Raw genomic sequence first — 22,272 nt, forward strand, 5'->3', positions numbered from 1 at the left:
AGGGCCGACCGCCCGCCCGTCACGCCGAATAGGGTCGAAATCATGGACGCTGAACAGATCTCCGCCGCCCGCGCACGCTGGCAGGAGCGCTACGACGCAGCGCGCAAGACCGAGCGCGACTACACGACGCTGTCCGGCGACGAGGTCGAGCCGGTGTACGGCCCGACCGACGCGGACGCGCGCATGGATCGCATCGGCTGGCCGGGGGAGTTCCCGTTCACCCGCGGCATCCACCCCACCGGCTACCGCGGCAAGCCGTGGACCATCCGCCAGTTCGCCGGCTTCGGCAGCGCGAAGCAGACCAACGAGCGCTACAAGATGATCCTGGCCGAGGGCGGCGGTGGGCTCTCGGTGGCCTTCGACATGCCCACCCTGATGGGCCGCGACAGCGACGACCCCCGCGCGCTGGGCGAGGTCGGACACTGCGGCGTGGCCATCGACTCCGCCGCCGACATGGAGGTGCTCTTCGAGGGCATCGACCTGGCCGCGACCACCACGTCGATGACCATCTCCGGGCCCGCGGTACCGCTGTTCTGCATGTACGTCGTCGCCGCCGAACGGCAGGGCGCCGACCCGTCGAAGCTCAACGGCACGCTGCAGACCGACATCTTCAAGGAGTACATCGCCCAGAAGGAATGGGTGTACCCGCCCGAGCCGCACCTGAAGTTGATCGGCGACCTGATGGAGTACGTCTACACCGAGGTGCCGGCGTACAAGCCGCTGTCGGTGTCGGGCTACCACATCCGAGAGGCCGGGTCGACGGCCGCGCAGGAGCTCGCGTTCACGCTGGCCGACGGGTTCGGGTACGTCGAGCTGGGCCTGTCCCGTGGGCTGGACGTCGACCGCTTCGCGCCCGGGCTGTCGTTCTTCTTCGACGCGCACATCGACTTCTTCGAGGAGATCGCCAAGCTGCGCGCCGCGCGCCGCATCTGGGCCCGCTGGTTGCGCGACGTGTACGGCGCGACGAGCGACAAGGCGCAATGGCTGCGCTTCCACACCCAGACGGCGGGCGTCTCGCTCACCGCGCAGCAGCCCGAGAACAACATCGTGCGCACCGCGGTCGAGGCCCTCGCCGCGGTGATGGCCGGCACCAACTCGCTGCACACCAACGCCCTCGACGAGGTGCTGGCCCTGCCGTCGGAGAAGGCCGCCCAGATCGCGCTGCGCACCCAGCAGGTCATCGCCGAGGAGACCGGCGTGCTGAACGTCGCGGACCCGCTCGGCGGCTCGTGGTACGTCGAGGCGCTCACCGACCGCCTCGAGGCCGAGGCGGAGAAGATCTTCGCCCGGATCAAGGACCTGGGCGGCGACGGCACCATCACGTCGGGCCTGCTCCGCGGCATCGAGGACGGCTGGTTCATCACCGAGATCGCCGACTCGGCGTTCGCCTACCAGGTGGCGCTGGAGAAGGGCGACAAGCGCGTGGTCGGCGTCAACACCCTGACCGGTGACGTCGGTGAGCCGCTGGACATCCTGCGCGTCTCGCACGAGGTCGAGCTCGCGCAGCGCGAGGTCGTGGCGCAGCGCCGGGCCGGTCGCGACCAGGCCGCCGTCGACGCGGCGCTGGCCCGGATGGTCGAGGACGCGAAGGCCGATCGCAACACGGTGCCGGCCATGCTCGACGCGGTGCGCGCCGAGGCGACGCTGGGTGAGATCTGCGGCGCGTTCAAGCCGATGTGGGGCGAGTACCGAGAGGTGGCCCGCTTCTGAGCGGACCTCTGCGGTCTCGCCGGCGTCCCTGCAGCATGGGCGTGACGGTGACGCCGATGCTGGCCAGCATCACCGTGACGACGCCGAGCAGGGTGGTGGCGGGCAACTCCTGGTCCAGCACGAGGAACCCGGCGACCGCGCCCATGCCGGGGTTCAGGCTGGTGAGCACCCCGAAGACCGCGGTCGGCAGGCGACGCAGCGCGAGCAGGTCCAGGCTGTAGGGGATCGCGCTCGACAGCACGCCGACGGCCATGCCGATCGCCGCGGTCGACGGCCGGACCAGGGCGTCGCCGGCGACGAGCGCCCCCACGGGCAGCATGACCAGCGCGCCGCACAGGCAGCCGACGGACAGACCGGCCAGGCCGCTCCCGGCGCGTCCCATCCGCCCGCTCAGCAGGATGTAGCCGGCCCAGCAGCAGGCGGCGGACAGCGCGAACATAACGCCGACCACGTCGCCGCCCGACAGCTCACCGCCGATCAACGCGACGCCGGCCGCGGCCGGCACCGCCCACACCCGCGTTGTCCACGACCCGGCGGTGATGATGGCGACCGTCAGCGGGCCGAGGAACTCCAGGGTGATGACCGTGGCCAGCGGCAACCGGTCCAGCGCCAGGTACAGCGTCACGTTCATCAGGGTGAAGACGCCGCCGAACAACGCGGACGCCCCCAGCGAGGCCCGCGTCCAGCGCTGCCGCCACGGACGTGCCACCAGGCCGAGCACGAGTGCCGCACCGACCAGGCGCAGGCTGACCGTGCCCACCGGGCTCACGCGGGCGAACAGGTGCGTGGCGACCGCGGCGCCGAACTGCACCGACGTCACGCTCGCGACGGCGAGCGTCGTGCCGAGCGCCGGCTGCGGGGTCGTCGGCCGGCTGGTCATGGCGCCGACGCTACGAGCGGGACGACCTCGGCGGGAAATGCGCGCGACGGCCGACTTATGCTTCAGGATCATGAGTGGGCTCGAGCTGCGGCACCTGCAGGTACTGGTCGCGCTCACCGAGGAGGGCAGCTTCACCGACGCGGCCATCCGGCTCCGGATCACCCAGTCGGCGGTGTCCCGCACCGTCACGGCCCTCGAGGCGGTCGTGGGCGAACGCCTGGTCGAGCGCACGACGCGGTCGGTGGCGCTCACCCCCGCCGGTGTCCGCACCTACCGGGCCGCGGTCCAGGCGCTCGCGGCCGTCGACGACGTGCTCGACGCCGCTCGCGGTCGCGTGCGGCCGCTGCGCGTCGGGTACTCGTGGTCGGCGCTGGGTCGGCACACCACCGTCGTGCTGCGTCGCTGGCGGGCGGAGCGGCCGGACGTCGCGCTCGAGGTGCACCGGGTGGACGAGCGTGACGGCGGCCTGGCTCGCGGCGCCGCCGACGTCGCGGTCGTGCGCGGGGAGGTCGCCGCCGGCGAGGGGTTGCGCGTGCAGGCCCGGACCGTGTTCGCCGAGCGGCGCATGGCGGTGCTGCCCGACGGTCACCGGTTGGCCCGCGCCGCCTCGGTGCGCCTCGACGACCTCGTCGGCGACACGGTGCTCGTCACCTCCTACGGCACCACGACCCTGGACCTCTGGCCGCCGGAGCGGCGCCCCGCGTCGACGCTGCGGGTCGACAACACCGACGAGTGGTTGACGGAGATCGCCGGCGGGCTGGCCATCGGGGTGACCGCCGAGTCGACCGCGGTGCAGCACCCGCACCCCGGCGTGGTGTTCGTGCCGCTGGCCGACGGCGGCGAGATCGACGTCCACCTCGTCTGGCCGAGCGGTCGCGCGCACCCGGCCGTGGCCGACTTCGTCGCCCTCGTCGAACGTGTGGTCGCGGGGGACCAGCGACTAGACGCGGCGGTAGCGCTCGTAGACGACCCGTGACGAGAACGTCCTGGTCTCGATCAGCTCGAGCTCGATGTCGCTCGTGACCGGCGGCAGGAACCGTGTGCCGCCGCCGACCACGACCGGGTAGCGGAACGGGCGCAGCTCGTCGACGAGACCGGCCTCGACGGCCACCGCGGCCAGCCCGGCGCCCCCGATCTCGACGTCCCGGTCGCTGCTGTCGAGCACCGCCGCGATCTCCTCGGCCACCGGTGCCCGCGCGAGCCGCGCGTTGCCCTGCACGCTGTCGAGGGTGCGGCTGAACACCACCTTGGGCAGCGCCGTCCACGCATCAGCGAAGGCGGCGTCCAGCTCGGTTGCACGGAACGCGGGATCGGTCTCCCAGACCAGCATCGTCTCGTAGAGCTTACGCCCGCACAGGTGCGCGCCGAGCTCACGGACCCGTTCGAGGTGGAAGGCGAACAGCTCCTCGTCCGGCGCGGACCAGGCGAACGCCCCGTGCCGGTCGGCGGTGTAGCCGTCGAGCGAGACGCCCATGGAGTAGATCAGCACACCCGGTACCCGCCTGACTCCCGTACGACGGGGAGGTCCACCGAGTCCTGCGCCGACCCGTCGGCCCCGTCGATCTCCAGCGGCACCGACCAGCGGTCCGCCGTCTGCTTCCGGGCGCTGCCGGTCGACACGCGGGCCGCGTCGGCCACCGTCAGCCGCAGCACGTCACCGACGTGCGAACCAGCGGCGCACTCGAGGCGACGCTGAGCGCCGGCGTCGCCGTGCACGAAGGCCTCGCCCCACCGCTGCGCCGCGTCGCGTGGGCCGCGCGCCGGGCCGGACGTGTCGACGAGCACGCTGGTGAGCGTAATGGCCAGCGCCACGACCACGACGACCACGGCCAGGCCGACCAGCGCCGTGCGGCGGGTGCGCCGGTCCGAGGCTCTGCGACCGCTCGCGTCGTCCGCAGCACCACCCAGGTAGTAGTCGACGAGGTCCTCGGAATCGTCCGTGGGGTCCTCGTCGTCGCGCCGCATCCGACGATTGTGCCCGCCGGCGCTGCGCGGCACCCGGCGGCGCGGCTCAGCCGTCGGAGCGGCGTCGGTGCAGGCTGAAGCGCTCGAAGACCGACAGGTCACCGTGCGGCTTGTTCACGTTGTAGTACGTCACGTGGATGCTGGTGCGCCCACCGCGGCGCGTGCCCGGGTCGACCGTGAACGCGGCGAAGCCGTAGGGGTGCTCGACGTCGCGTACCGCGCTCCACACCGCCTTCTCCGTGGTGAACACCGAAGGTCGTTTACCCGTGCTGCCCACCGGTCCGACGCTCGTGATGACCTTGGCCGTGCCGTCGGTGAAGAAGGTCTGGTTGCTCGTGCCGGACACCCCGCCGCCGCCCAGCACCATGTGCACGGTGCCGTGCGCCGAGTCGATGTCGTCGGTGGCCGTCGACGCCGGGTTCGGGGTCAGGGTCTCCGAGCCGCCGATCATGCCCCGGACGGCCAGCGAGCGCTCGTAGTCGTGCTCGTGGCCGCAGAGCACGAGGTCGACCTCGTAGGCGTCGAACACCGGCCCGTAGGCCTGACGCAGCCCGAGGTCGGCGCCGTTGAAGTCGGCCGAGCTGACCATCACCTGGTGCATGCACACGACGATCCAGTCGGTGTCGCGCGACCGGCGGGCGCGGGCCAGGTCCTTCGTCAGCCAGGCGAGCTGCCGGCCACCGGAGTACCCGCGCACGTAGTAGTCACCGCCGTCCTGCAGGCAGTTGTCGTCGTTCTGCAGCACGACGACGTGCACCGAGCCGACGTCGAAGGAGTACCAGAGCCCGTCGAGTTCGGGGTCGGACTCGGTGGACGGCACCTCGAAGTAGGTCTGGAACGCACCGAGGCCGATGGGTCCGTTGGCTCTCTCGATCTCGTGGTTGCCGGCCGCCGGCATCCACGGGCGGAAGCGCGCCGAGCGGGTGTTGTTTGTGAAGAAGTTGTTCCACGTCCGGACGCGGTCGACGTCGAGGTTGGCGTAGCAGAGGTCGCCGTTCATCAGGTGGAACAGCGGTGCCACCGTCTCGACACCGGCCACCGTGTCCTTGGCTGCGGGGCTGGAGTTGGCGTCCAGGGCCGGCTTGCCGTCCGCACCCCAGGTGACCTCGGGCGCGGCCTGGTCGCCGAAGCTGGTGAAGGTGAACGGTGCCCGCCGCGCCGGCGCGGTGCGGAACGTGCCGGCGTCCGGGGTGGCGCCCTCGTGCTGCACGGCGTACAGGTACTCCGTGTCCGGGCGCAGCCCGTCGATACGGGCATGGTGCACGTACACGCTACGGCCCGACGTCCCGTCGACGTAGGTCCGGGTCTCGGCGTCCGCGCTCGACCCGTACCCGCCCTCGAGCGTGCCGAAGACGACGCGGGGTCGCCGGACGCTGCCGTCGGTGAGCCACGACGCCACCATCTGCCGGGCCGGGTCGCGACCGAAGGTCAGGTGCAGGCCCTGGACGGGCGGTACGCCGCCCCGGCCGAGCGTGGGGGAGTGGCCGTGGCCCGGGCGTCGCGCCGGGGTCGCGTCGGCCGCGGCGGGACCGAGGAGTGCGGCGCCCGCGGCTCCGGCCCCGCCGGCCCCCAGCAGGCCCAGTGCGCGACGGCGGGAGACGGTAGGGGTATCGGCGTCGGTGTCGGTTCCGGCGGTGGTGTCGTCCATGTCCGAGACGTTAGGAAAGGGCCGGGCCTGACGGGTGAACGCGACATGTCGGGCGGACGCATACTGCGCGTACCCAGCAGCGGGCCCGGACCGCTCCGGGCCGGGTTGGCACGATCCGGTTAACTGAACTCATGCGTCCCGGAGCTCCACGACGCGGCCCCGCCGGCCAGCGTCCCGCCCAACCCAGTCCCGCCGCAGCCGCCGCGATGTCCGGTGCGGTCGACCTTGCTGCGCTCAAGGCCCGCAACGAGGCGGCCGCCCGCGCGGCGGAGGCGCCGCCGCCCGCCGCCGGTGCCACCGTCATCGACGTCGACGAGGCCGGCTTCCAGGCCGACGTGCTCGACCGCTCGTTCCAGGTGCCGGTGCTGCTCGACCTCTGGGCCGAGTGGTGCGAGCCGTGCAAGCAGCTCTCGCCCGTCCTGGAGAAGCTGGCCAGGGAGGCGAACGGCGCCTGGATCCTGGCCAAGATCGACATAGACGCGAACCAGCGCATCGCCCAGGCCCTGCAGGTGCAGAGCATCCCCACCGTGTTCGCGGTCATCGGCGGGCAGCTCGTGCCCGGGTTCCAGGGCGCGCTGCCCGAGGCGCAGATCCGCGAGTTCGTGGACGCCGTGCTCAAGGCGGGCCAGGAAGCCGGCCTGACCGGCGGCGGCGCGCCTGCACCTGAGGGCGAGGTCGAGGCCGAACCGGCCGCCGTGCCCGAGGATCCGCGTTTCACCGCCGCCGAGGCCGCGCTCGAGGACGGTGACTACGCGCTGGCCACGGAGCGCTACCAGGCCATCCTCGACCAGGAGCCGGCCAACGCCGAGGCCGCGTTGGCCCTGGGGCAGGTCCGCCTCATGCAACGCCTCGAACACCTGGACCCGGACGTCGCGAGCAAGGCCGACGCGGCCCCGGACGACGTAGACCTGCAATTGGCCGCCGCCGACCTGCTGCTGGCGGCCAACGACGTGCCGGGCGCGCTGGACCGGTTGTTGCAGGCGGTGACCCGCCTCGACGGGGCCGACCGCGACCGGGCGCGCCAGCGGCTGCTCGAGTTCTTCGACCTGCTGGGCCCGGACGACCCGCGCGTGGCACCGGCCCGGCGCCAGCTCACCCGCGCCCTGTTCTGACCCGACCCCGAGGGGGCACTCACGCGGTTCCGGGCCCCCGACGCGGCACCGCCGGCCTGCTGGACGTCAGCGGACCGGCGGTCTGCGACGACGTTCGTGCGCCGAGTCCCCCCGGGCTCGGCGACCGCACACCGCCGAGATCATTCTGTCACGCGATGACGCGGGATAAACCGAGAACCTGATCTGAATTCGGGCCGCGTTCAGGCTGTTCACGGCTCGGGGTCAGACCACCTCGGTGTCCGGACCCGCCGCCATCGTCGGCCCCGTGTACCGGAACCAGACCGTGCCCAGGGGCGGCACCCGCAGGCGGGCCGACGCCGGCTGCCCGTGCCAGGTCTGTTCGACGGCGTCGACGCCGCCGAAGTTGCCCACCCCGGAACCGAAGTAGACCTCGGCGTCGGTGTTGACCACCTCGGCCCACCGCCCGGCGTAGGGCAGGCCGAGGCGGTACTGCTCGTGCGGCACGGAGGAGAAGTTCGAGACACAGGCCAGCGCCGAGCCGTCGTCGCCGAAGCGCAGGAAGGAGTACACGTTGCCGCTGGCGTCGTTGGCGTCGATCCAGTGGAAACCGTCCTCGGTCGTGTCGCGCGACCAGAGCGCGCCGACGTCGGCGTACGCGTGGTTGAGGTCGGTGATCAGGCGCAGGATGCCCCGGTGGCCCGGGTCGTCGGTGAGCTCCCAGTCCAGTGAACGGGCCTCGGACCACTCCCGGGACTGGCCGAACTCCTGGCCCATGAACAGCAGCTGCTTGCCGGGGTGCGCCCACATGTAGGCGTACATGGCCCGCAGGGTGGCCATCTGCTGCCACCGGTCACCCGGGATCTTGTTCAGCAGCGAGCCCTTGCCGTGCACCACCTCGTCGTGCGACAGCGGCATGACGAAGTTCTCGGTGTAGGCGTACATCATCGAGAAGGTCAGCTCGTTGTGGTGGTACTGCCGGTAGATCGGCTCGTGCGACAGGTAGCTGAGCGTGTCGTGCATCCACCCCATGTCCCACTTGAAGCCGAAGCCGAGGCCACCGAGGTGGGTCGGGCGGGTGACGCCGGGCCATGAGGTGGACTCCTCGGCGATCGTGACCGCGCCGGGCACCCGGCGGTAGACGGTCGCGTTCATCTCCTGCAGGAAGGCCACCGCCTCGAGGTTCTCGCGGCCGCCGTGGATGTTCGGCGTCCACTGACCTTCCTCGCGCGAGTAGTCCAGGTAGAGCATCGAGGCCACCGCGTCGACGCGCAGGCCGTCGATGTGGAACTGCTCGAGCCAGAACAGGGCGTTGGCGACGAGGAAGTTGCGCACCTCGCTGCGGCCGAAGTCGAAGACGTAGGTGCCCCAGTCGAGCTGCTCACCCCGGCGCGGGTCGCCGTGCTCGTAGAGCGCGGTGCCGTCGAAGCGGCCGAGCGCGAACGCGTCCTTGGGGAAGTGCGCGGGCACCCAGTCCACGATGACGCCGATGCCGGCCCGGTGGAGGGTGTCGACCAGGTGACGGAACTCGTCGGGGTCGCCGAAGCGTGCCGACGGGGCGTAGTAGGAGGAGACCTGGTAACCCCAGGAGCCGCCGAAGGGGTGCTCGGCCACGGGCAGGAACTCGACGTGCGTGAACCCGGTCTCGAGCAGGTAGTCGACGAGCTGCTGCGCGAGCTCGCGGTAGGACAGCCCCATGCGCCACGAGCCGAGGTGCACCTCGTAGATCGACATCGGCGCCTTGTGCCACTCCGTGGCCGCCCGTCGCGCCAGCCAGTCGTCGTCGCTCCACGTGTAGCGGCTCGTGTGGACCACGGACGCGGTGGCGGGCGGGACCTCGGTCGCAAAGGCCATCGGGTCGGCCTTGAACCGCCACTCGCCGTCCTGGCCGAGGATCTGGAACTTGTAGGTGGCGCCGTCGCCTACCTCGGGCACGAACAGCTCCCAGACGCCGCTGGAACCGAGCGAGCGCATCGGCAACCCGCGTCCGGACCAGTAGTCGAACTCGCCGGTGACCCGGACGCCCTGGGCGTTCGGCGCCCACACCGCGAACGACGTACCCGAGACGGCTCCGCCCGGGGTGTCGTAGGTCTGCACGTGCGCGCCCAGCACGTCCCACAGGTTCTCGTGCCGGCCCTCGTTGATCAGGTGCAGGTCGACCTCGCCCAGGGTCGGCAGCCAGCGGTAGGGGTCGTCGACCGTGAACCGTTGCCCGCCGGGGTAGGTGACCTCGACCCGGTAGTCGGTGGCCGGACCGGGGAGGACGGCCTCGAAGACGCCGCCGTCGTGGATGCGGGTCATCTCGTGCCGGGTGCCGTCGACGAGCACGGCGGCCGCCTCGGCGTCCGGGCGCAGGGTGCGGACGGCGGTGGTGTCGCCCTCCGGGTGCGCGCCGAGGATGCCGTGCGGGTCGTGGTGGGCTCCGCCGACGAGTCGGTCGAGCTCCTGCGGAGCAACGCTGCTCGTCGGGACAGAGGCGTGTTTCGGCGTGGGCGGGGGCGTGGAGCTGGGGGTCATGACGTTCCTCCGTCGGTGGCGATCCGGGTCAGGGACGCGAGCGGGATCGGCAGCCAGGTGGGGCGGTTGCGGGCCTCGTACACGGCCTCGTACACGGCCTTGTCGGCCTCGAAGGCGCGCAGCAGGACGGCGTGCTCACGCGGGTCGGTGCCCGCGGTCTCGGCGTAACCGTCACAGAAGGCGTTGCGGTTGCGGGTGGACCATTCATTGGCGCGGTAGCGCTGTTGCGGGTCGCGGGCCGGGTCGCCGCCGAACTCGATGACGCGGTGGTGCCCCGCGTACTCGAACGATCGCAGCATGCCCGCCACGTCGCGCAGCGAGAAGTCGAAGGCGCGGCGTGCGTCGATCGCGGCCATCGGCTCGCCCTCGAAGTCGATGAGGACCCATCGGTAGACGGTGCGCAGCACCTGCCCGAGGTGCAGGTCGCCGTGGATGCGTTGCAGCACGACCGCGTCCGACAGCTCCCCGACCCGTGCGAACGTCGCGGCCAGTTCGTCGGCCATCTCGCCCAGTTGCGGGACCACGTCCACGGCGGCGTCGAGCCGCTCGCGCATGGCGGTGGCGCGCGCCCGCAGCTCGGCCGACGACGCCTCATGGGTGCCGAACGCGGACACGAGGTCCAGATGCACCTGGGCGACGGCGGAGCCGAGGCGCTCGGCCTCGCCGGCGAAGTCACCGCCCGCCTCGTCGGCGTGCAGGTCGGCCTCGGCCATGAGGTCGCGGACGCTCGTCTTGGCGAGCTCCCAGCCGTCGGTGGCGCTGGTCAGGTACTCCTGCAGCATGGCCAACGACGTGGGTTCGCCGTCGACGTCGATCTCGGCCGCGCCGAACAGCTGCGCGACGTTCTGGGCGCCGAGGCGGCTGAGCTCGCCCTGCACCTCGATATCGGGGTTGAGCCCCGGCTGCAGCCGCCGGAACACCTTCATGATCACGGCGTCGCCGAAGATCAGCGACGTGTTCGACTGCTCGCCGGACAGCACCAGGCTGGACTCGTCCACCGGGATCCGGTCCGCATCGGTGAAGCGGGTGAAGCGCACCGGCCCCAGGTCGGCCCCGTCGCGCACGCCGACCAGCCAGGCGCGGGTCACGTCCTTGTCGTGCAGTGCGTCGTAGATCCACCACACGCCGGCCTCGGTCGACACCGTCCCCAGGAGGACGTGGTCGAGCGAGCCCTGCGGTTCGGAGCGGGCGACGAGAGGCAGCGCGTAGGTCTCGGAGTCACCGGGGCCGTAGTCGACCCGCGCCGTCCACAACGTGACCTGGGGGTCGCCGCCCTGCAGCTCACCGAGCCGCTCGACGGTGATGTCGGCCTCGCGGCCCTTGCCGGCGAACCAGCGCTGGGTCGGCAGCCACGCCGTCACCAGCTCGCCCACCGTGCCTACCGACTCGCTCATACCCTCACTCCGTTCGGGCATGCAGAGACGCCATGCCGGCCGGTCGCTCCGCAAGCGTCGCTCATATGCCGCCCCCCTCCCCGTCGCTCGGCGCGGGGGGCGCCTGCTCCTGGTCGGCCAGTGCCGCGGGCTCGGCGTCCGGGGACGGGACACGGGGGATGCGCAACCAGTAGAAGCCGTGCCCGGCGACGGTGAGCAGGTAGGGCAGCTCGCCGATCTGCGGGAACTGCGCGCCGCCGGACAGCTCGATCGGCGAGGCACCCGCCCACGGACGGAGGTCGAGCTCGGCCGCCTGCGGGAAACGGGAGAGGTTGTTCACGCACAGGACGATGTCGTCGCCGAACTCGCGCACGAAGCTCAGCACCGACGGGTTGCTGCCACCGATGTCGGTGAACGTGCCGAGGCCGAAGGCGGGGTTGGCCTTGCGCACCTGGATCATCCGCCGCGTCCAGTGCAGCAGCGAGGACGTGTTGCGCGTCTGGCTCTCGACGTTGGTGACCTGGTAGCCGTAGATCGAGTCCTGGTTCGTGGGCAGGTACAGCCGGCCCGGGTCGGCGGTGGAGAAACCCGCGTTGCGGTCGGGCGTCCACTGCATGGGAGTGCGCACGCCGTCGCGGTCACCGAGCCAGATGTTGTCGCCCATGCCGATCTCGTCGCCGTAGTACAGGACGGGCGAGCCGGGCAGGGCGAGCAGCAGCGCGGTGAACAGCTCGATCTGGTTGAGGTCGTTCTCGAGCAGCGGGGCCAACCGTCGGCGGATGCCGATGTTGGCCTTCATACGGGGGTCCTTGGCGTACTCGTTCCACATGTAGTCGCGCTCTTCGTCGCTGACCATCTCGAGCGTCAACTCGTCGTGGTTGCGCAGGAAGATGCCCCACTGGCAGGTGTCCGGGATGGCCGGGGTCTGGCTCATGATCTCCGAGATCGGGTACCGGCTCTCCCGGCGTACGGCCATGAAGATGCGGGGCATGACCGGGAAGTGGAAGGCCATGTGGCACTCGTCGCCGCCGGTGGCGGGGTCGCCGAAGTACTCGACGACGTCGGCCGGCCACTGGTTGGCCTCGCACAGCAGGACGCGGTCGGGATAGTCGCGGTCGACCTCCTTGCGCACCCGCTTGAGGAACTCGTGGGTCTCCGGCAGGTTCTCACCGTTCGTGCCGTCGCGGACGAACAGGTACGGCACGGCGTCGAGCCGGAACCCGTCGATGCCGAGGTCGAGCCAGAAGCGCAGCGACTCGATGATCGCGCTCTGCACGTCGGGGGAGTCGAAGTTCAGGTCGGGCTGGTGGCTGAAGAAGCGGTGCCAGAAGTACTGCTTGCGGACCGGGTCGAAGGTCCAGTTCGACGGCTCGGTGTCGACGAAGATGATGCGGGCGTCGGGGTAGCGGGTGTCGTCGTCGGACCAGACGTAGAAATCCCCGTACGGGCCGTCCGGGTCGTTGCGGCTGGCCTGGAACCACGGGTGCTGGTCCGAGGTGTGGTTCATGACGAAGTCGACGATGACCCGGATGCCGCGCTCGTGGGCGGCGTCGAGGAAGTACTTGAAGTCCTCGATCGTGCCGAACTCGGGCAGCACCTGGCTGTAGTCGCTGACGTCGTACCCGCCGTCACGCAGTGGCGACTGGTAGAACGGCGGGAGCCACAGGCAGTCGACGCCCAGCCACGACAGGTAGTCGAGCTTGTCGGTGAGGCCGCGCAGGTCGCCCGAACCGTCACCGTTGGAGTCGGCGAAGCCGCGCACGAGGACCTCGTAGAACACGGCGCGTTTGAACCACTCGGGGTCCTGGATGACCTGGGGGGTGACCGGCTCGGAGTCGACGGGCTGTGGGGTGGTCATGGCGGGGTTCGTCATCGGCCTTCCGGGTCAGGGGGTCACGTGGAAGATGTGGGCGCAGCGGACCAGCGGGTCCAGGCGCACGTAGTTGCGCTCACCCCACCGGTACTGCTCGCCGCTGAGCAGGTCCTCGACGCCGAAGCCGGCGTCGGCCGAGGTCGGCGTCATGCCGAGCGCCTCGAGATCGATCCGGACCGTGGCCTCGCGCCACTCGTGCGGGTTCAGCGTGAGCGCGACGACGACGGTGTCGCCGGTGCTCTCGTCGCGCTTGCTGAAGACGGTGATGTCGGGGTTGTCGACGTTGTGGAAAGTGACGTCGCGCAGCTGCTGCAGGGCCGGGTGGGCGCGCCGGATCTCGTTGAGCCGGGTGATGAGCGGTACGAGGGAGCGACCGTCGGCGACCGCGGCCGCGAAGTCCCGGGGCCGCAGCTGGTACTTCTCGCTGTTCAGGTATTCCTCGCTGCCCGGGCGTACCGGCAGGTGCTCGTAGAGCTCGAAGCCGGAGTACACCCCCCACGCCGGTGAGGTCGTGGCGGCCAGTACGGCGCGGATCGCGAAACCGGCCGGGCCGCCCGTCTGCAGCGACGCGTGCAGGATGTCCGGCGTGTTGACGAAGAAGTTCGGCCGCATGTAGTGCGCGGTCTCGGCGAGGTCGGTGATGTAGTCCTCGATCTCCTCCTTCTCGGTCCGCCAGGTGAAGTAGGTGTAGCTCTGGTGGAACCCGATCTTGGCCAGCTCGTGCATCATGGCCGGCCGGGTGAAGGCCTCGGCCAGGAACAGCACGTCGGGGTCGGTCGCGCGGACCTCACCGATCAGCCACTGCCAGAAGTTGATGGGCTTGGTGTGCGGGTTGTCGACCCGGAAGATCCGCACGCCCGCGTCCATCCAGAACCGCACGACCCGCAGGCACTCGGCGTAGAGGCCCTTCGGGTCGTTGTCGAAGTTCAGCGGATAGATGTCCTGGTACTTCTTCGGCGGGTTCTCCGCGTACGCGATGGTGCCGTCGGGCTTGGTGGTGAACCACTCCGGGTGGCTGGTGACCCACGGGTGGTCGGGCGCGCACTGCAGCGCGAAGTCCAGCGCGATCTCCATGCCCAGCTTGCGAGCACGGGCCACGAAGGCCTTGAAGTCGGCCATCGTGCCCAGCTCGGGGTGGATCGCGTCGTGACCACCCTCGGCCGAGCCGATGGCCCACGGGGATCCGACGTCCCAACTCGCGGCGACGACGGTGCCGCCCGGCGCGTCGGGGGTGTTGGGGCCCTTGCGGTTGACCTCGCCGATGGGGTGGATCGGCGGGACGTAGACCACGTCGAAGCCCATGGCCGCGACGTAGTCGAGGTGCTCGGCGGAGTCCTTGAACGTGCCGTGCCGGGTGGGGCGTGCGGGGGCGGCCGGGTCGTGTGCCAGTTCGGCGCCGATCGAGCGCGGGAAGAACTCGTACCAGGCGCCGTACAGCGCGCGAGGACGGTCGATGAACAACGGGTAGCGCGGCGAGGACACGACGTACTCGCGCACCGGGTTGTCCCTGACCAGGCTCTGCAGGTACGGGTCGAGCGCGGGCGCCGCGCGGTGCGCGACGTCGAGCGTGGTGTCGCGCAGGGACGTGGCGGCGGCGAGGGCCCGTGGCCGCTCGGTGCGGGGCACGGACTTGGCCAGCTGCTCGAACAACCGCGCCCCGGTCTCGAAGTCGTTGGCGAGGTCCTCGCTGCCCTGGCCGGCCTCGATCTTGACGGTGACCGCGTGGTGCCAGGTGCTGAACGGGTCGCTCCACGCCTCGACGCTGAACGACACCGGCCCGGGCGCGTCGAAGACGAGGTCGGCGAGCATCCGGTCGGTGCCCGGCGCGCCGGGCCGCATGCGCACCGTCGAGACCTTCCGGCCGGCCGCGTCACGGACGACGACGGTGGCGCCGATGGCGTCGTGACCCTCGCGGAAGACGACGGCGCTGACCGGGATGCGTTCGCCGACGACCCCCCGTGCGGGGAACTCGGCGGCGACGGTGGAGCCGACCACGGGGCTGACCTGGGTGAGTCCGAAACGTCCTACCACCTGGACGACCCTACCCAGCCCGGACACGTCTTCCGCACCCCGCGCGCGACCGGCCGGGTCGTTGTCGGAGCGCGGGTGGAAGCGGTTACGAGGCTGCTAGCGTGTGGGCGCGTGAAGGCACTTCGTCGGCTGACCGTGCACGCCGCGTACCCCCCGGAACTGGCCGAGCTCGGCACCATCGTCGCGAACCTGCGCTGGTCGTGGCACGCGGAATCCGTCGACCTGCTCGCCTCGGTCGACCCGGATCTCTGGCGGTCCACCGGGCACGATCCGGGTCACATGCTGGCCATGGTCACCCCGCAGCGCTACCGCCAGCTCGCGGGCGACCGCAAGTTCCTGCGCCGCCTGGCCGACCTGTCCGACGACCTGTCGGAGTACCTCACCCAGCCGCGGTGGTACCAGCAGCAGCAGGCGCAGCGTCCGCTGCCGGAGACCATCGGCTACTTCTCCCCGGAGTTCGGCATCACCGAGGTGCTGCCCCAGTACTCGGGCGGCCTCGGCATCCTGGCCGGCGACCACCTCAAGGCCGCGAGCGACCTGGGCGTGCCCATCATCGGCGTCGGGCTGCTCTACGGCGCGGGCTACTTCCGCCAGTCGCTGTCGCGGGACGGCTGGCAGCTCGAGCACTACCCGTCGCTCGACCCGCAGGGGTTGCCGATCACGGCCCTGACGGACGCCGACGGCAGCCCGGTGCGGGTGTCGATCGCGCTGCCCGGCTCGCGCACGCTGCACGCCGCGGTGTGGGTGGCGCAGGTCGGCCGGGTGCCGCTGCTGCTGCTCGACAGCGACATCGAGGACAACGACGCCGAGGCCCGTCTGGTCACCGACCGCCTCTACGGCGGCGGCCCGGACCACCGTCTCGAGCAGGAGCTGCTGCTCGGCGTGGGCGGGGTGCGCGCGATCCGTGCGTACTGCGCGGCAACTGGGGCCGCGGCGCCGTCGGTGTTCCACACCAACGAGGGACACGCCGGCTTCCTCGGCGTCGAGCGGATCCGCGAGCTCGTCGAGACCGAGGGACTGGGCTTCGACGAGGCGCTGCAGGCGGTCCGTGCCGGCACGGTGTTCACCACCCACACCCCGGTCCCGGCAGGCATCGACCGTTTCTTGCGCGACCTCGTCGCCGCCCACCTGAGCGACCTCGCGACGCACGCGAGCATGCCGGCCGAACGCATCCTCGCGCTCGGCGCCGAGCAGGACCCCACCATCTTCAACATGGCCCACATGGGGCTGCGGCTCGGCCAGCGCGCCAACGGCGTCTCGCTGCTGCACGGCGAGGTCAGCCGCGGGATGTTCGCCGACCTGTGGCCCGGCTTCGACACCGACGACGTGCCGATCACGTCGGTCACCAACGGCGTGCACGCGCCCACCTGGATGTCGCGCGAGATCCTCGACGTCGTCGAGCGGGAGGTCGGCGCCGCGACGATCGCGAACGGTGGTGACTGGGACAGGGTCGACCGGATCGGCGACGCCGAGCTGTGGCGGGTGCGCAACGTGCTGCGCGAGCGACTCGTCACCGAGATCCGCCGCCGCGTGCACGCCTCCGGGGTGCAGCGTGGTTTCGGCGAGGCCGAGCTCGGCTGGGTCGCCAACGCATTCGACCCCGACGTGCTCACCATGGGGTTCGCGCGGCGGGTGCCGTCGTACAAGCGGCTGACGCTGATGCTGCGCGACCCCGCCCGGCTCAAGAAGCTGCTGCTCGACCCGGAACGCCCGGTGCAGATCGTCATCGCCGGCAAGAGTCACCCGGCCGACGACGGCGGCAAGCAGCTGATCGCGCAGATGGTGCGCTTCGCCGACGACCCCGAGGTGCGGCACCGCATCACGTTCCTGCCCGACTACGACATCGGCATGGCGCGCTACCTCTACTGGGGCGTCGACGTGTGGCTGAACAACCCGTTGCGCCCACTGGAGGCCTGTGGCACGTCGGGCATGAAGGCGGCGCTCAACGGCGCGCTCAACCTGTCGATCATGGACGGGTGGTGGGACGAGTGGTTCGACGGTGACAACGGGTGGGCGATCCCGTCCGCCGACGGCACCGCCGACCCCGACCGTCGCGACGACGTCGAGGCCCACGCTCTCTACGACCTGGTCGAGAACAACGTCGCGCCGCGGTTCTACGACCGCACCGGTGACGGGGGCGTCCCGGTCCGCTGGGTGCAGATGGTGCGACACACGCTGAAGTCGCTCGGCCCGAAGGTGCTGGCCAGCCGGATGGTGGCCGAGTACGTCGACCGGCTCTACGCACCCGCCGGCGAGTCCTCGCAGCGGATGTCCGCCGACGACTACGCGGCGGCGCGTGAGCTCGCGGCCTGGACGGCCCGGGTGCGCGACGCGTGGCCGGCGGTGGCGGTGCTGCACGTCGACTCGCAGCTGTCGGGCCAGGGCGGCGCCCAGGTCGGGGACACCATGAGCTTGCGGGCCGAGGTGGCGCTCGGCGGGCTCGACCCCGAGGACGTGACGGTCGAGGCCGTGTTCGGCGCGGTCGACCCCGAGGACCGGCTCGTGTCGACGTCGGTGGCGCCGTTGACGATCGAGGGGGCCGTCGACGGGACGGTGCGCTACGAGGGCGACGTGCCGCTCGAGACCACCGGCCCGTTCGGTTACACCGTCCAGGTCCTGCCCGAGAACCCCCTGCTGGCGTCGTCGGCGGAGCTCGGGGTGGTCGCCACCGCGTGATCCAGGGTCCGCTGGATCAGGCGGCCCACCTGCTCGGTCTCGAGCAGGAACCCGTCGTGGCCGAAATCCGAGGCGATCACGTGCAGCCCGTCGGCGGTCGGGGTGTGGTCGGCGACGAACTGCTGCTGGCGTAACGGGTACAGCCGGTCGCTGTCGACGCCGGCGACGACGAGCGGCACCCGGATGGCGGCGAGGGCGGCCTCGACACCGACACGGCCGCGCCCGACGTCGTGGGTGTCCATCGCCTCGGTCAGCGTGACGTAGCTGCCGGCGTCGAAACGGTCGGCCAGCTTGTCGGCGTGGTGGTCCAGGTAGGACACGACGGCGTAGCGCCCGTCGTCCTGCACCTCCCGGCCGAAGCGCGTGTCCAGTTCGAGCTCACTGCGGTAGGTCAGGTGCGCGATGCGTCGGGCGGTGCCCAGGCCGTCGCGCGGGCCGTCGGTGTCGAACGGGCCGCGCCACAGGTAGTCGCCGCCGACCCAGGCCGGGTCGCTGCGGATTGCCGAGACCTGCGTGTACTGCGTCGCGAGCTGGTCGGCGCTGGCCGCGGCGCCGACCGCGAGCACGAGCGCCGCGCTCACGCGCCCGGGATGGCCGGCCGCCCACTCCAGGGCCCGCATGCCGCCCATGGAGCCGCCGAGGACCGCGGCGAACCGCGGGACGCCGAGGTGGTCGGCGAGCCGGACCTCGACGTCCACCTGGTCGCGGATGGTCAGCGCCGGGAACCGCGACCCCCACGGGCGGCCCTCCGGCCCGTCGGCGCTCGACGGGCCGGTCGTGCCCTGGCAGCCGCCGAGGACGTTGGCGGCGACGACGAACCACCGGTTCGTGTCCAACGCGCGGCCCGGGCCGACGAGCGCGTCCCACCACCCGGGCGTCGGCTGGCCCTTGCCGGCCGGACCGGCGACGTGGGCGTCACCGGTGAGCGCATGCTCCACGAGCACCGCGTTGGTGATGCCGTGCTCGTCGAGCCGGGGCCGTCCCCACGTCTCGTAGGCGACGCGGACGGCCGGCAGGTGCCCGCCGAGTTCGAGCTCGACGGCGCCGAGGTCGGCGAACCGGCGTCCCGCCACGGGATCGCCGACTCGCCACCCCGCCACGGTCAGCTGTCCTTGCTGGCCCGGAAACCCGCGTCGAGGTCGGCGAGGATGTCGGTGACGTTCTCGAGACCGACCGCCAGGCGGACGAGGCCCGGGGTGACACCGGTCGCGACCTGCTCCTCGGGGGACAGCTGCGAGTGCGTCGTCGACGCCGGGTGGATGACCAGGCTGCGGACGTCGCCGATGTTGGCGACGTGGCTGTGCAGCTCGAGCGCCTCGACGAAGCGTTTGCCGGCCTCGAGGCCACCGGCGATCTCGAAGGCGAGCACGCCGCCGACGCCGCGCGGCGCGTACTGCTGGGCCCGCTGGTGCCAGGGGCTCGACGGCAGGCCCGCGTAGTTCACCGAGAGCACCTCGTCGCGCTGCTCGAGCCACTCGGCGACGGCCTGCGCGTTCTGCACGTGGCGTTCGACGCGCAGGCTCAACGTCTCGATGCCCTGGGCGAGCAGGAAGGCGTTGAACGGCGCGATGGCCGAGCCCAGGTCGCGCAGCAGCTGCACCCGGGCCTTGAGGATGTAGGCCAGGTTCGCACCGAGCGGTGAGCCGACGCCGAGGTCGCGTGCGTAGACCAGGCCGTGGTAGCTGCCGTCGGGCTGGTTGTAGTTCGGGTAGCGCTCCGGGTCGGCGGCGTAGTCGAACCGGCCGGCGTCGACGATCGCGCCGCCGATGGCTGTGCCGTGCCCGCCGAGGTACTTGGTGGCCGAGTGCACCACGATGTCGGCGCCGTGCTCGAACGGCCGGATCAGGTAGGGCGTGGCGATGGTGTTGTCGACGACGAGCGGCACGCCGGAGTCGTGGGCCACTCCCGCGACGCCCGCGGTGTCCAGCACGTCGATCTGGGGGTTGCTGACGGTCTCGCCGAAGAAAGCCTTGGTGTTCGGGCGGACCGCGGCGCGCCACTGGTCCAGGTCGTCGGGGTCGTTGACGAAGCTGACCGTGATGCCCATCTTCGGGAACGTGTAGTGGAACAGGTTGTACGTTCCGCCGTACAGGCGGGCGCTGGAGACGATGTGGTCGCCGGCCTCGGCGAGGTTGAGCAGCGCGATGGTCTCGGCGGCCTGGCCGCTGGAGGTGAGCAGGGCCCCGACGCCGCCCTCGAGCGAGGCGATGCGGTCCTCCACGGCGGCCTGCGTCGGGTTCATGATCCGGGTGTAGATGTTGCCGAACTGCTTGAGCGCGAACAGGTCGGCGGCGTGCTCGGTGCTGTCGAAGGTGTACGACGTCGTCTGATAGATCGGCAGGGCCCGGGCGTGGGTCTCGCCGTCGGGCGTCTGCCCGGCGTGGATCTGGCGGGTCTCGAAGGACCAGGCATCGGACATGGGGCCTCCTCGGGCCGTGCGTGCGATTTGTCTACCGGTTCAATCGACAATCGTGCCACGCCCCGCGGCAGGCTCCTAGCGCGGCATCTCGCTAGGTTCGGACGCATGACGAACGAGGGCGATCTGCTGTGGGAACCGTCCACCGAACGCATCGCGGGTTCGCGCATCACCGCGTTCGGCAGCTGGCTGGCCGCGCAGGGCGGCATCACCACGGCGACCTACGACGAGCTGTGGGACTGGTCGGTCGCCGACCTCGACGCGTTCTGGTCGGCGCTGGCCCGCTGGTATGACGTGCGGTGGCACCGGCAGCCGACGGCGGCGCTCGCGTCGCGCGAGATGCCCGGGGCGCGCTGGTTTCCGGACGGCACCCTGAACTACGCCGAGCACGCGCTGTTCCCGCCGGCCGGGGCGACCGGGTCCGAGGTGGCCGACGACGACGTCGCGGTCGTTGCCGGCCGCGAGGACGGTCGGTCGGCGACGCTGACCTGGGCGCAGCTGCGGGAGCAGGTCGCCAGCGTCCGCACGATGTTGGCTGGGCAGGGCGTCGGCGTCGGCGACCGGGTCGTCGGGCTGGTGCCGAACGCCCCCGAGGCGCTCGTGGCCATGCTCGCGACGTGCTCGCTGGGCGCGGTCTGGTCGTCGTGTTCACCGGACTTCGGGCCGCAGGCCGTGTCCGATCGCTTCGGCCAGATCGAGCCGACGGTGCTCGTCGCCGTCGACGGCTACGTCTACGGCGGCAAGAGCTACGACATCCGCCCGACGGTCACCGCCCTGCGCGCCAAGCTGCCGACGCTGCGCGCCACCGTGCTGATGCCCTACCTCGACGCGCAGGCGACGCTGCCCGACGCGGGCGGGCAGGACACGGTGCTCTCGTGGCCGGACGTGCTGGCCACCCCCGGCACCCTCGCGTTCGAGCCGGTGCCGTTCGACGCGCCGCTGTGGATCCTGTACTCCTCGGGCACGACCGGGTTGCCCAAGCCCATCGTGCACGGGCACGGCGGCATCCTCGTCGAGCACGTGAAGCAGCTCGCCCTGCACCTCGACCTGGGGCCCGGTTCGCGGTTCTTCTGGTTCAGCACGACGGGCTGGATGATGTGGAACCTGCTGGTGTCGGGGTTGGTGGTCGGCTCGACGATCGTCCTGTTCGACGGCAACCCGGGCTACCCCGACCTCGGCGCGCTCTGGCGCTTCGCCGCCGACACCGGCATCACCTGTTTCGGCACGTCCGCGCCCTATCTCCAGGCCTGCATGAAGGCCGAGGTGCGACCCGGTGCCGACACCGACCTGTCGGCCCTGCAGGCGGTCGGCTCCACCGGTGCGCCGTTGTCGCCCGAGGGCTTCGCCTGGGTCTACGCCGAGGTGGGCGGCGATCTCGCCCTCGGCTCGCTGTCGGGCGGGACGGACGTGTGCACCGCCTTCGTCGGGTCGGCGCCGACCCTGCCGGTGCGGGCCGGCGAGATCGCCTGCCGGATGCTCGGCTGTGCGGTCGAGGCCTACGACGAGAGCGGTCATCCCGTCATCGGTGAGGTCGGCGAGCTGGTGATCACCGAGCCCATGCCCTCGATGCCCGTGGCGTTCTGGAACGACCCGGACGGATCGCGCCTGCGTGAGGCCTACTACGACACCTACCCCGGCGTGTGGCGGCACGGCGACTGGATCAAGATCACCGACCGGGGCTCGTGCGTCATCTACGGACGCTCGGACTCGACCCTGAACCGCGGCGGCGTGCGGATGGGCACGGCCGAGTTCTACACCGTGGTCGAGGACCACCCCGCCGTGGCGGACTCGCTGGTCATCGACACCTCGTCGATGACGGCCGCGGCCGCCGGCACCGAGGGCAAGCTGCTGCTCTTCGTGGTGCCGGCCGACGGCGTGACGATCGACGACACCGTCGTCGCCGAGTTGCGCACGCGCATCCGCACCGAGCTGTCGCCGCGCCACGTGCCCGACGAGGTGATCGTCATCGACGCCGTCCCGCGCACGCTCAACGGCAAGAAGTGCGAGGTGCCGGTCAAACGGGTGCTGGCCGGCGTGCCGCTGGAGCGGGCCGTCAGTCGCGGGGCGCTCGCCAACCCGGAGGCCATGAGCGCGTTCCTGCCCGCGTAGCCGG

At 71.4% G+C, this 22,272-nt stretch carries 15 protein-coding genes; 5 read left to right on the plus strand and 10 right to left on the minus strand.

The window, feature by feature from the left end:
• Positions 1-42: 42 nt before the first annotated feature.
• Positions 43-1,710, plus strand: a complete 1,668-nt coding sequence (locus ACFFCA_RS01545) for a methylmalonyl-CoA mutase (protein ID WP_375481156.1) — start codon at positions 43-45, stop codon at positions 1,708-1,710.
• Here ACFFCA_RS01545 and ACFFCA_RS01550 read toward each other — a convergent pair.
• Complete coding sequence (locus tag ACFFCA_RS01550) at positions 1,667-2,590, minus strand: DMT family transporter (RefSeq protein ID WP_375481157.1); 924 nt, start codon at positions 2,588-2,590, stop codon at positions 1,667-1,669. The two genes, ACFFCA_RS01545 and ACFFCA_RS01550, sit on opposite strands and share 44 nt — an antisense overlap.
• A gap of 70 nt (positions 2,591-2,660) precedes the next feature.
• Between ACFFCA_RS01550 and ACFFCA_RS01555 the strand changes: the two genes are divergently transcribed.
• A complete protein-coding gene (locus ACFFCA_RS01555; protein WP_375481158.1) occupies positions 2,661-3,566 on the plus strand; it encodes a LysR family transcriptional regulator in 906 nt (301 codons plus the stop codon).
• On the opposite strand, the gene ACFFCA_RS01560 is transcribed toward ACFFCA_RS01555, so the two are convergent.
• From ACFFCA_RS01560 to ACFFCA_RS01570, 3 genes are read right to left on the minus strand one after another with little or no spacing between them, the layout of a single operon-like run.
• The gene (locus ACFFCA_RS01560) at positions 3,531-4,079 is read right to left on the minus strand and encodes a dihydrofolate reductase family protein (protein ID WP_375481159.1); all 549 of its coding nucleotides are present in this window, start codon (positions 4,077-4,079) and stop codon (positions 3,531-3,533) included. The two genes, ACFFCA_RS01555 and ACFFCA_RS01560, sit on opposite strands and share 36 nt — an antisense overlap.
• Entirely contained in the window at positions 4,073-4,555 is a 483-nt protein-coding gene (locus tag ACFFCA_RS01565; protein WP_375481160.1) for a hypothetical protein, read from the minus strand. The genes ACFFCA_RS01560 and ACFFCA_RS01565 overlap by 7 nt, the downstream gene beginning before the upstream one ends.
• 46 nt (positions 4,556-4,601) lie before the next feature.
• Positions 4,602-6,203 (minus strand): purple acid phosphatase family protein, encoded by a 1,602-nt coding sequence (locus tag ACFFCA_RS01570; RefSeq protein ID WP_375481161.1) that lies wholly within the window; start codon positions 6,201-6,203, stop codon positions 4,602-4,604.
• A 206-nt stretch (positions 6,204-6,409) separates the two neighbouring features.
• Here ACFFCA_RS01570 and ACFFCA_RS01575 point away from each other — a divergent pair, with 206 nt between their 5' ends.
• On the plus strand, positions 6,410-7,315 hold the full coding sequence (locus tag ACFFCA_RS01575) for a tetratricopeptide repeat protein (RefSeq protein WP_375481162.1): 906 nt from the start codon (positions 6,410-6,412) through the stop codon (positions 7,313-7,315).
• A 222-nt stretch (positions 7,316-7,537) separates the two neighbouring features.
• Here ACFFCA_RS01575 and glgB read toward each other — a convergent pair whose 3' ends face one another.
• From glgB to ACFFCA_RS01595, 4 genes are all read right to left on the minus strand, one after another.
• Positions 7,538-9,790 carry a 1,4-alpha-glucan branching protein GlgB gene (gene glgB, locus ACFFCA_RS01580; RefSeq protein ID WP_375481163.1) on the minus strand — a complete coding sequence of 751 codons (2,253 nt, stop codon included), beginning with the start codon at positions 9,788-9,790 and terminating at the stop codon, positions 7,538-7,540.
• The gene (locus ACFFCA_RS01585) at positions 9,787-11,184 is read right to left on the minus strand and encodes a hypothetical protein (protein ID WP_375481164.1); all 1,398 of its coding nucleotides are present in this window, start codon (positions 11,182-11,184) and stop codon (positions 9,787-9,789) included. Before ACFFCA_RS01585 ends, glgB begins: the two co-directional genes overlap by 4 nt.
• Positions 11,185-11,245: 61 nt before the next feature.
• On the minus strand, positions 11,246-13,021 hold the full coding sequence (treS, locus tag ACFFCA_RS01590; protein WP_375481165.1) for a maltose alpha-D-glucosyltransferase: 1,776 nt from the start codon (positions 13,019-13,021) through the stop codon (positions 11,246-11,248).
• A gap of 27 nt (positions 13,022-13,048) precedes the next feature.
• Positions 13,049-15,067, minus strand: a complete 2,019-nt coding sequence (locus tag ACFFCA_RS01595; protein ID WP_375481166.1) for an alpha-1,4-glucan--maltose-1-phosphate maltosyltransferase — start codon at positions 15,065-15,067, stop codon at positions 13,049-13,051.
• Positions 15,068-15,178: 111 nt separating this feature from the next.
• On the opposite strand from ACFFCA_RS01595, the gene glgP reads away from it, so the two are divergent.
• Positions 15,179-17,743 (plus strand): alpha-glucan family phosphorylase, encoded by a 2,565-nt coding sequence (gene glgP / locus ACFFCA_RS01600; protein ID WP_375481167.1) that lies wholly within the window; start codon positions 15,179-15,181, stop codon positions 17,741-17,743.
• Here the strand turns inward: glgP and ACFFCA_RS01605 are convergent.
• A complete protein-coding gene (locus ACFFCA_RS01605) occupies positions 17,668-18,843 on the minus strand; it encodes a homoserine O-acetyltransferase (RefSeq protein WP_375481168.1) in 1,176 nt (391 codons plus the stop codon). The two genes, glgP and ACFFCA_RS01605, sit on opposite strands and share 76 nt — an antisense overlap.
• A gap of 2 nt (positions 18,844-18,845) precedes the next feature.
• A complete protein-coding gene (locus ACFFCA_RS01610; protein WP_375481169.1) occupies positions 18,846-20,162 on the minus strand; it encodes a bifunctional o-acetylhomoserine/o-acetylserine sulfhydrylase in 1,317 nt (438 codons plus the stop codon).
• A gap of 105 nt (positions 20,163-20,267) precedes the next feature.
• Here ACFFCA_RS01610 and ACFFCA_RS01615 point away from each other — a divergent pair, with 105 nt between their 5' ends.
• Positions 20,268-22,268, plus strand: a complete 2,001-nt coding sequence (locus tag ACFFCA_RS01615; RefSeq protein ID WP_375481170.1) for an acetoacetate--CoA ligase — start codon at positions 20,268-20,270, stop codon at positions 22,266-22,268.
• The last annotated feature ends 4 nt before the right edge of the window (positions 22,269-22,272 follow it).

This window comes from uncultured Jatrophihabitans sp. (assembly GCF_964252635.1).
In the GTDB taxonomy this organism is placed as follows: Bacteria; Actinomycetota; Actinomycetes; order Mycobacteriales; family Jatrophihabitantaceae; genus Jatrophihabitans.

Excerpts from the sequence above, each read along its gene's own strand:
- ACFFCA_RS01585 (WP_375481164.1), bottom strand. The coding sequence starts at position 11,184 with ATGAGCGAGTCGGTAGGCACGGTGGGCGAGCTGGTGACGGCGTGGCTG.
- ACFFCA_RS01610 (WP_375481169.1), bottom strand. The coding sequence starts at position 20,162 with ATGTCCGATGCCTGGTCCTTCGAGACCCGCCAGATCCACGCCGGGCAG.
- ACFFCA_RS01575 (WP_375481162.1), top strand. The coding sequence starts at position 6,410 with ATGTCCGGTGCGGTCGACCTTGCTGCGCTCAAGGCCCGCAACGAGGCG.
- ACFFCA_RS01570 (WP_375481161.1), bottom strand. The coding sequence starts at position 6,203 with ATGGACGACACCACCGCCGGAACCGACACCGACGCCGATACCCCTACC.
- glgB (WP_375481163.1), bottom strand. The coding sequence starts at position 9,790 with ATGACCCCCAGCTCCACGCCCCCGCCCACGCCGAAACACGCCTCTGTC.
- ACFFCA_RS01555 (WP_375481158.1), top strand. The coding sequence starts at position 2,661 with ATGAGTGGGCTCGAGCTGCGGCACCTGCAGGTACTGGTCGCGCTCACC.
- treS (WP_375481165.1), bottom strand. The coding sequence starts at position 13,021 with ATGACCACCCCACAGCCCGTCGACTCCGAGCCGGTCACCCCCCAGGTC.
- ACFFCA_RS01565 (WP_375481160.1), bottom strand. The coding sequence starts at position 4,555 with ATGCGGCGCGACGACGAGGACCCCACGGACGATTCCGAGGACCTCGTC.
- ACFFCA_RS01550 (WP_375481157.1), bottom strand. The coding sequence starts at position 2,590 with ATGACCAGCCGGCCGACGACCCCGCAGCCGGCGCTCGGCACGACGCTC.
- ACFFCA_RS01545 (WP_375481156.1), top strand. The coding sequence starts at position 43 with ATGGACGCTGAACAGATCTCCGCCGCCCGCGCACGCTGGCAGGAGCGC.
- ACFFCA_RS01615 (WP_375481170.1), top strand. The coding sequence starts at position 20,268 with ATGACGAACGAGGGCGATCTGCTGTGGGAACCGTCCACCGAACGCATC.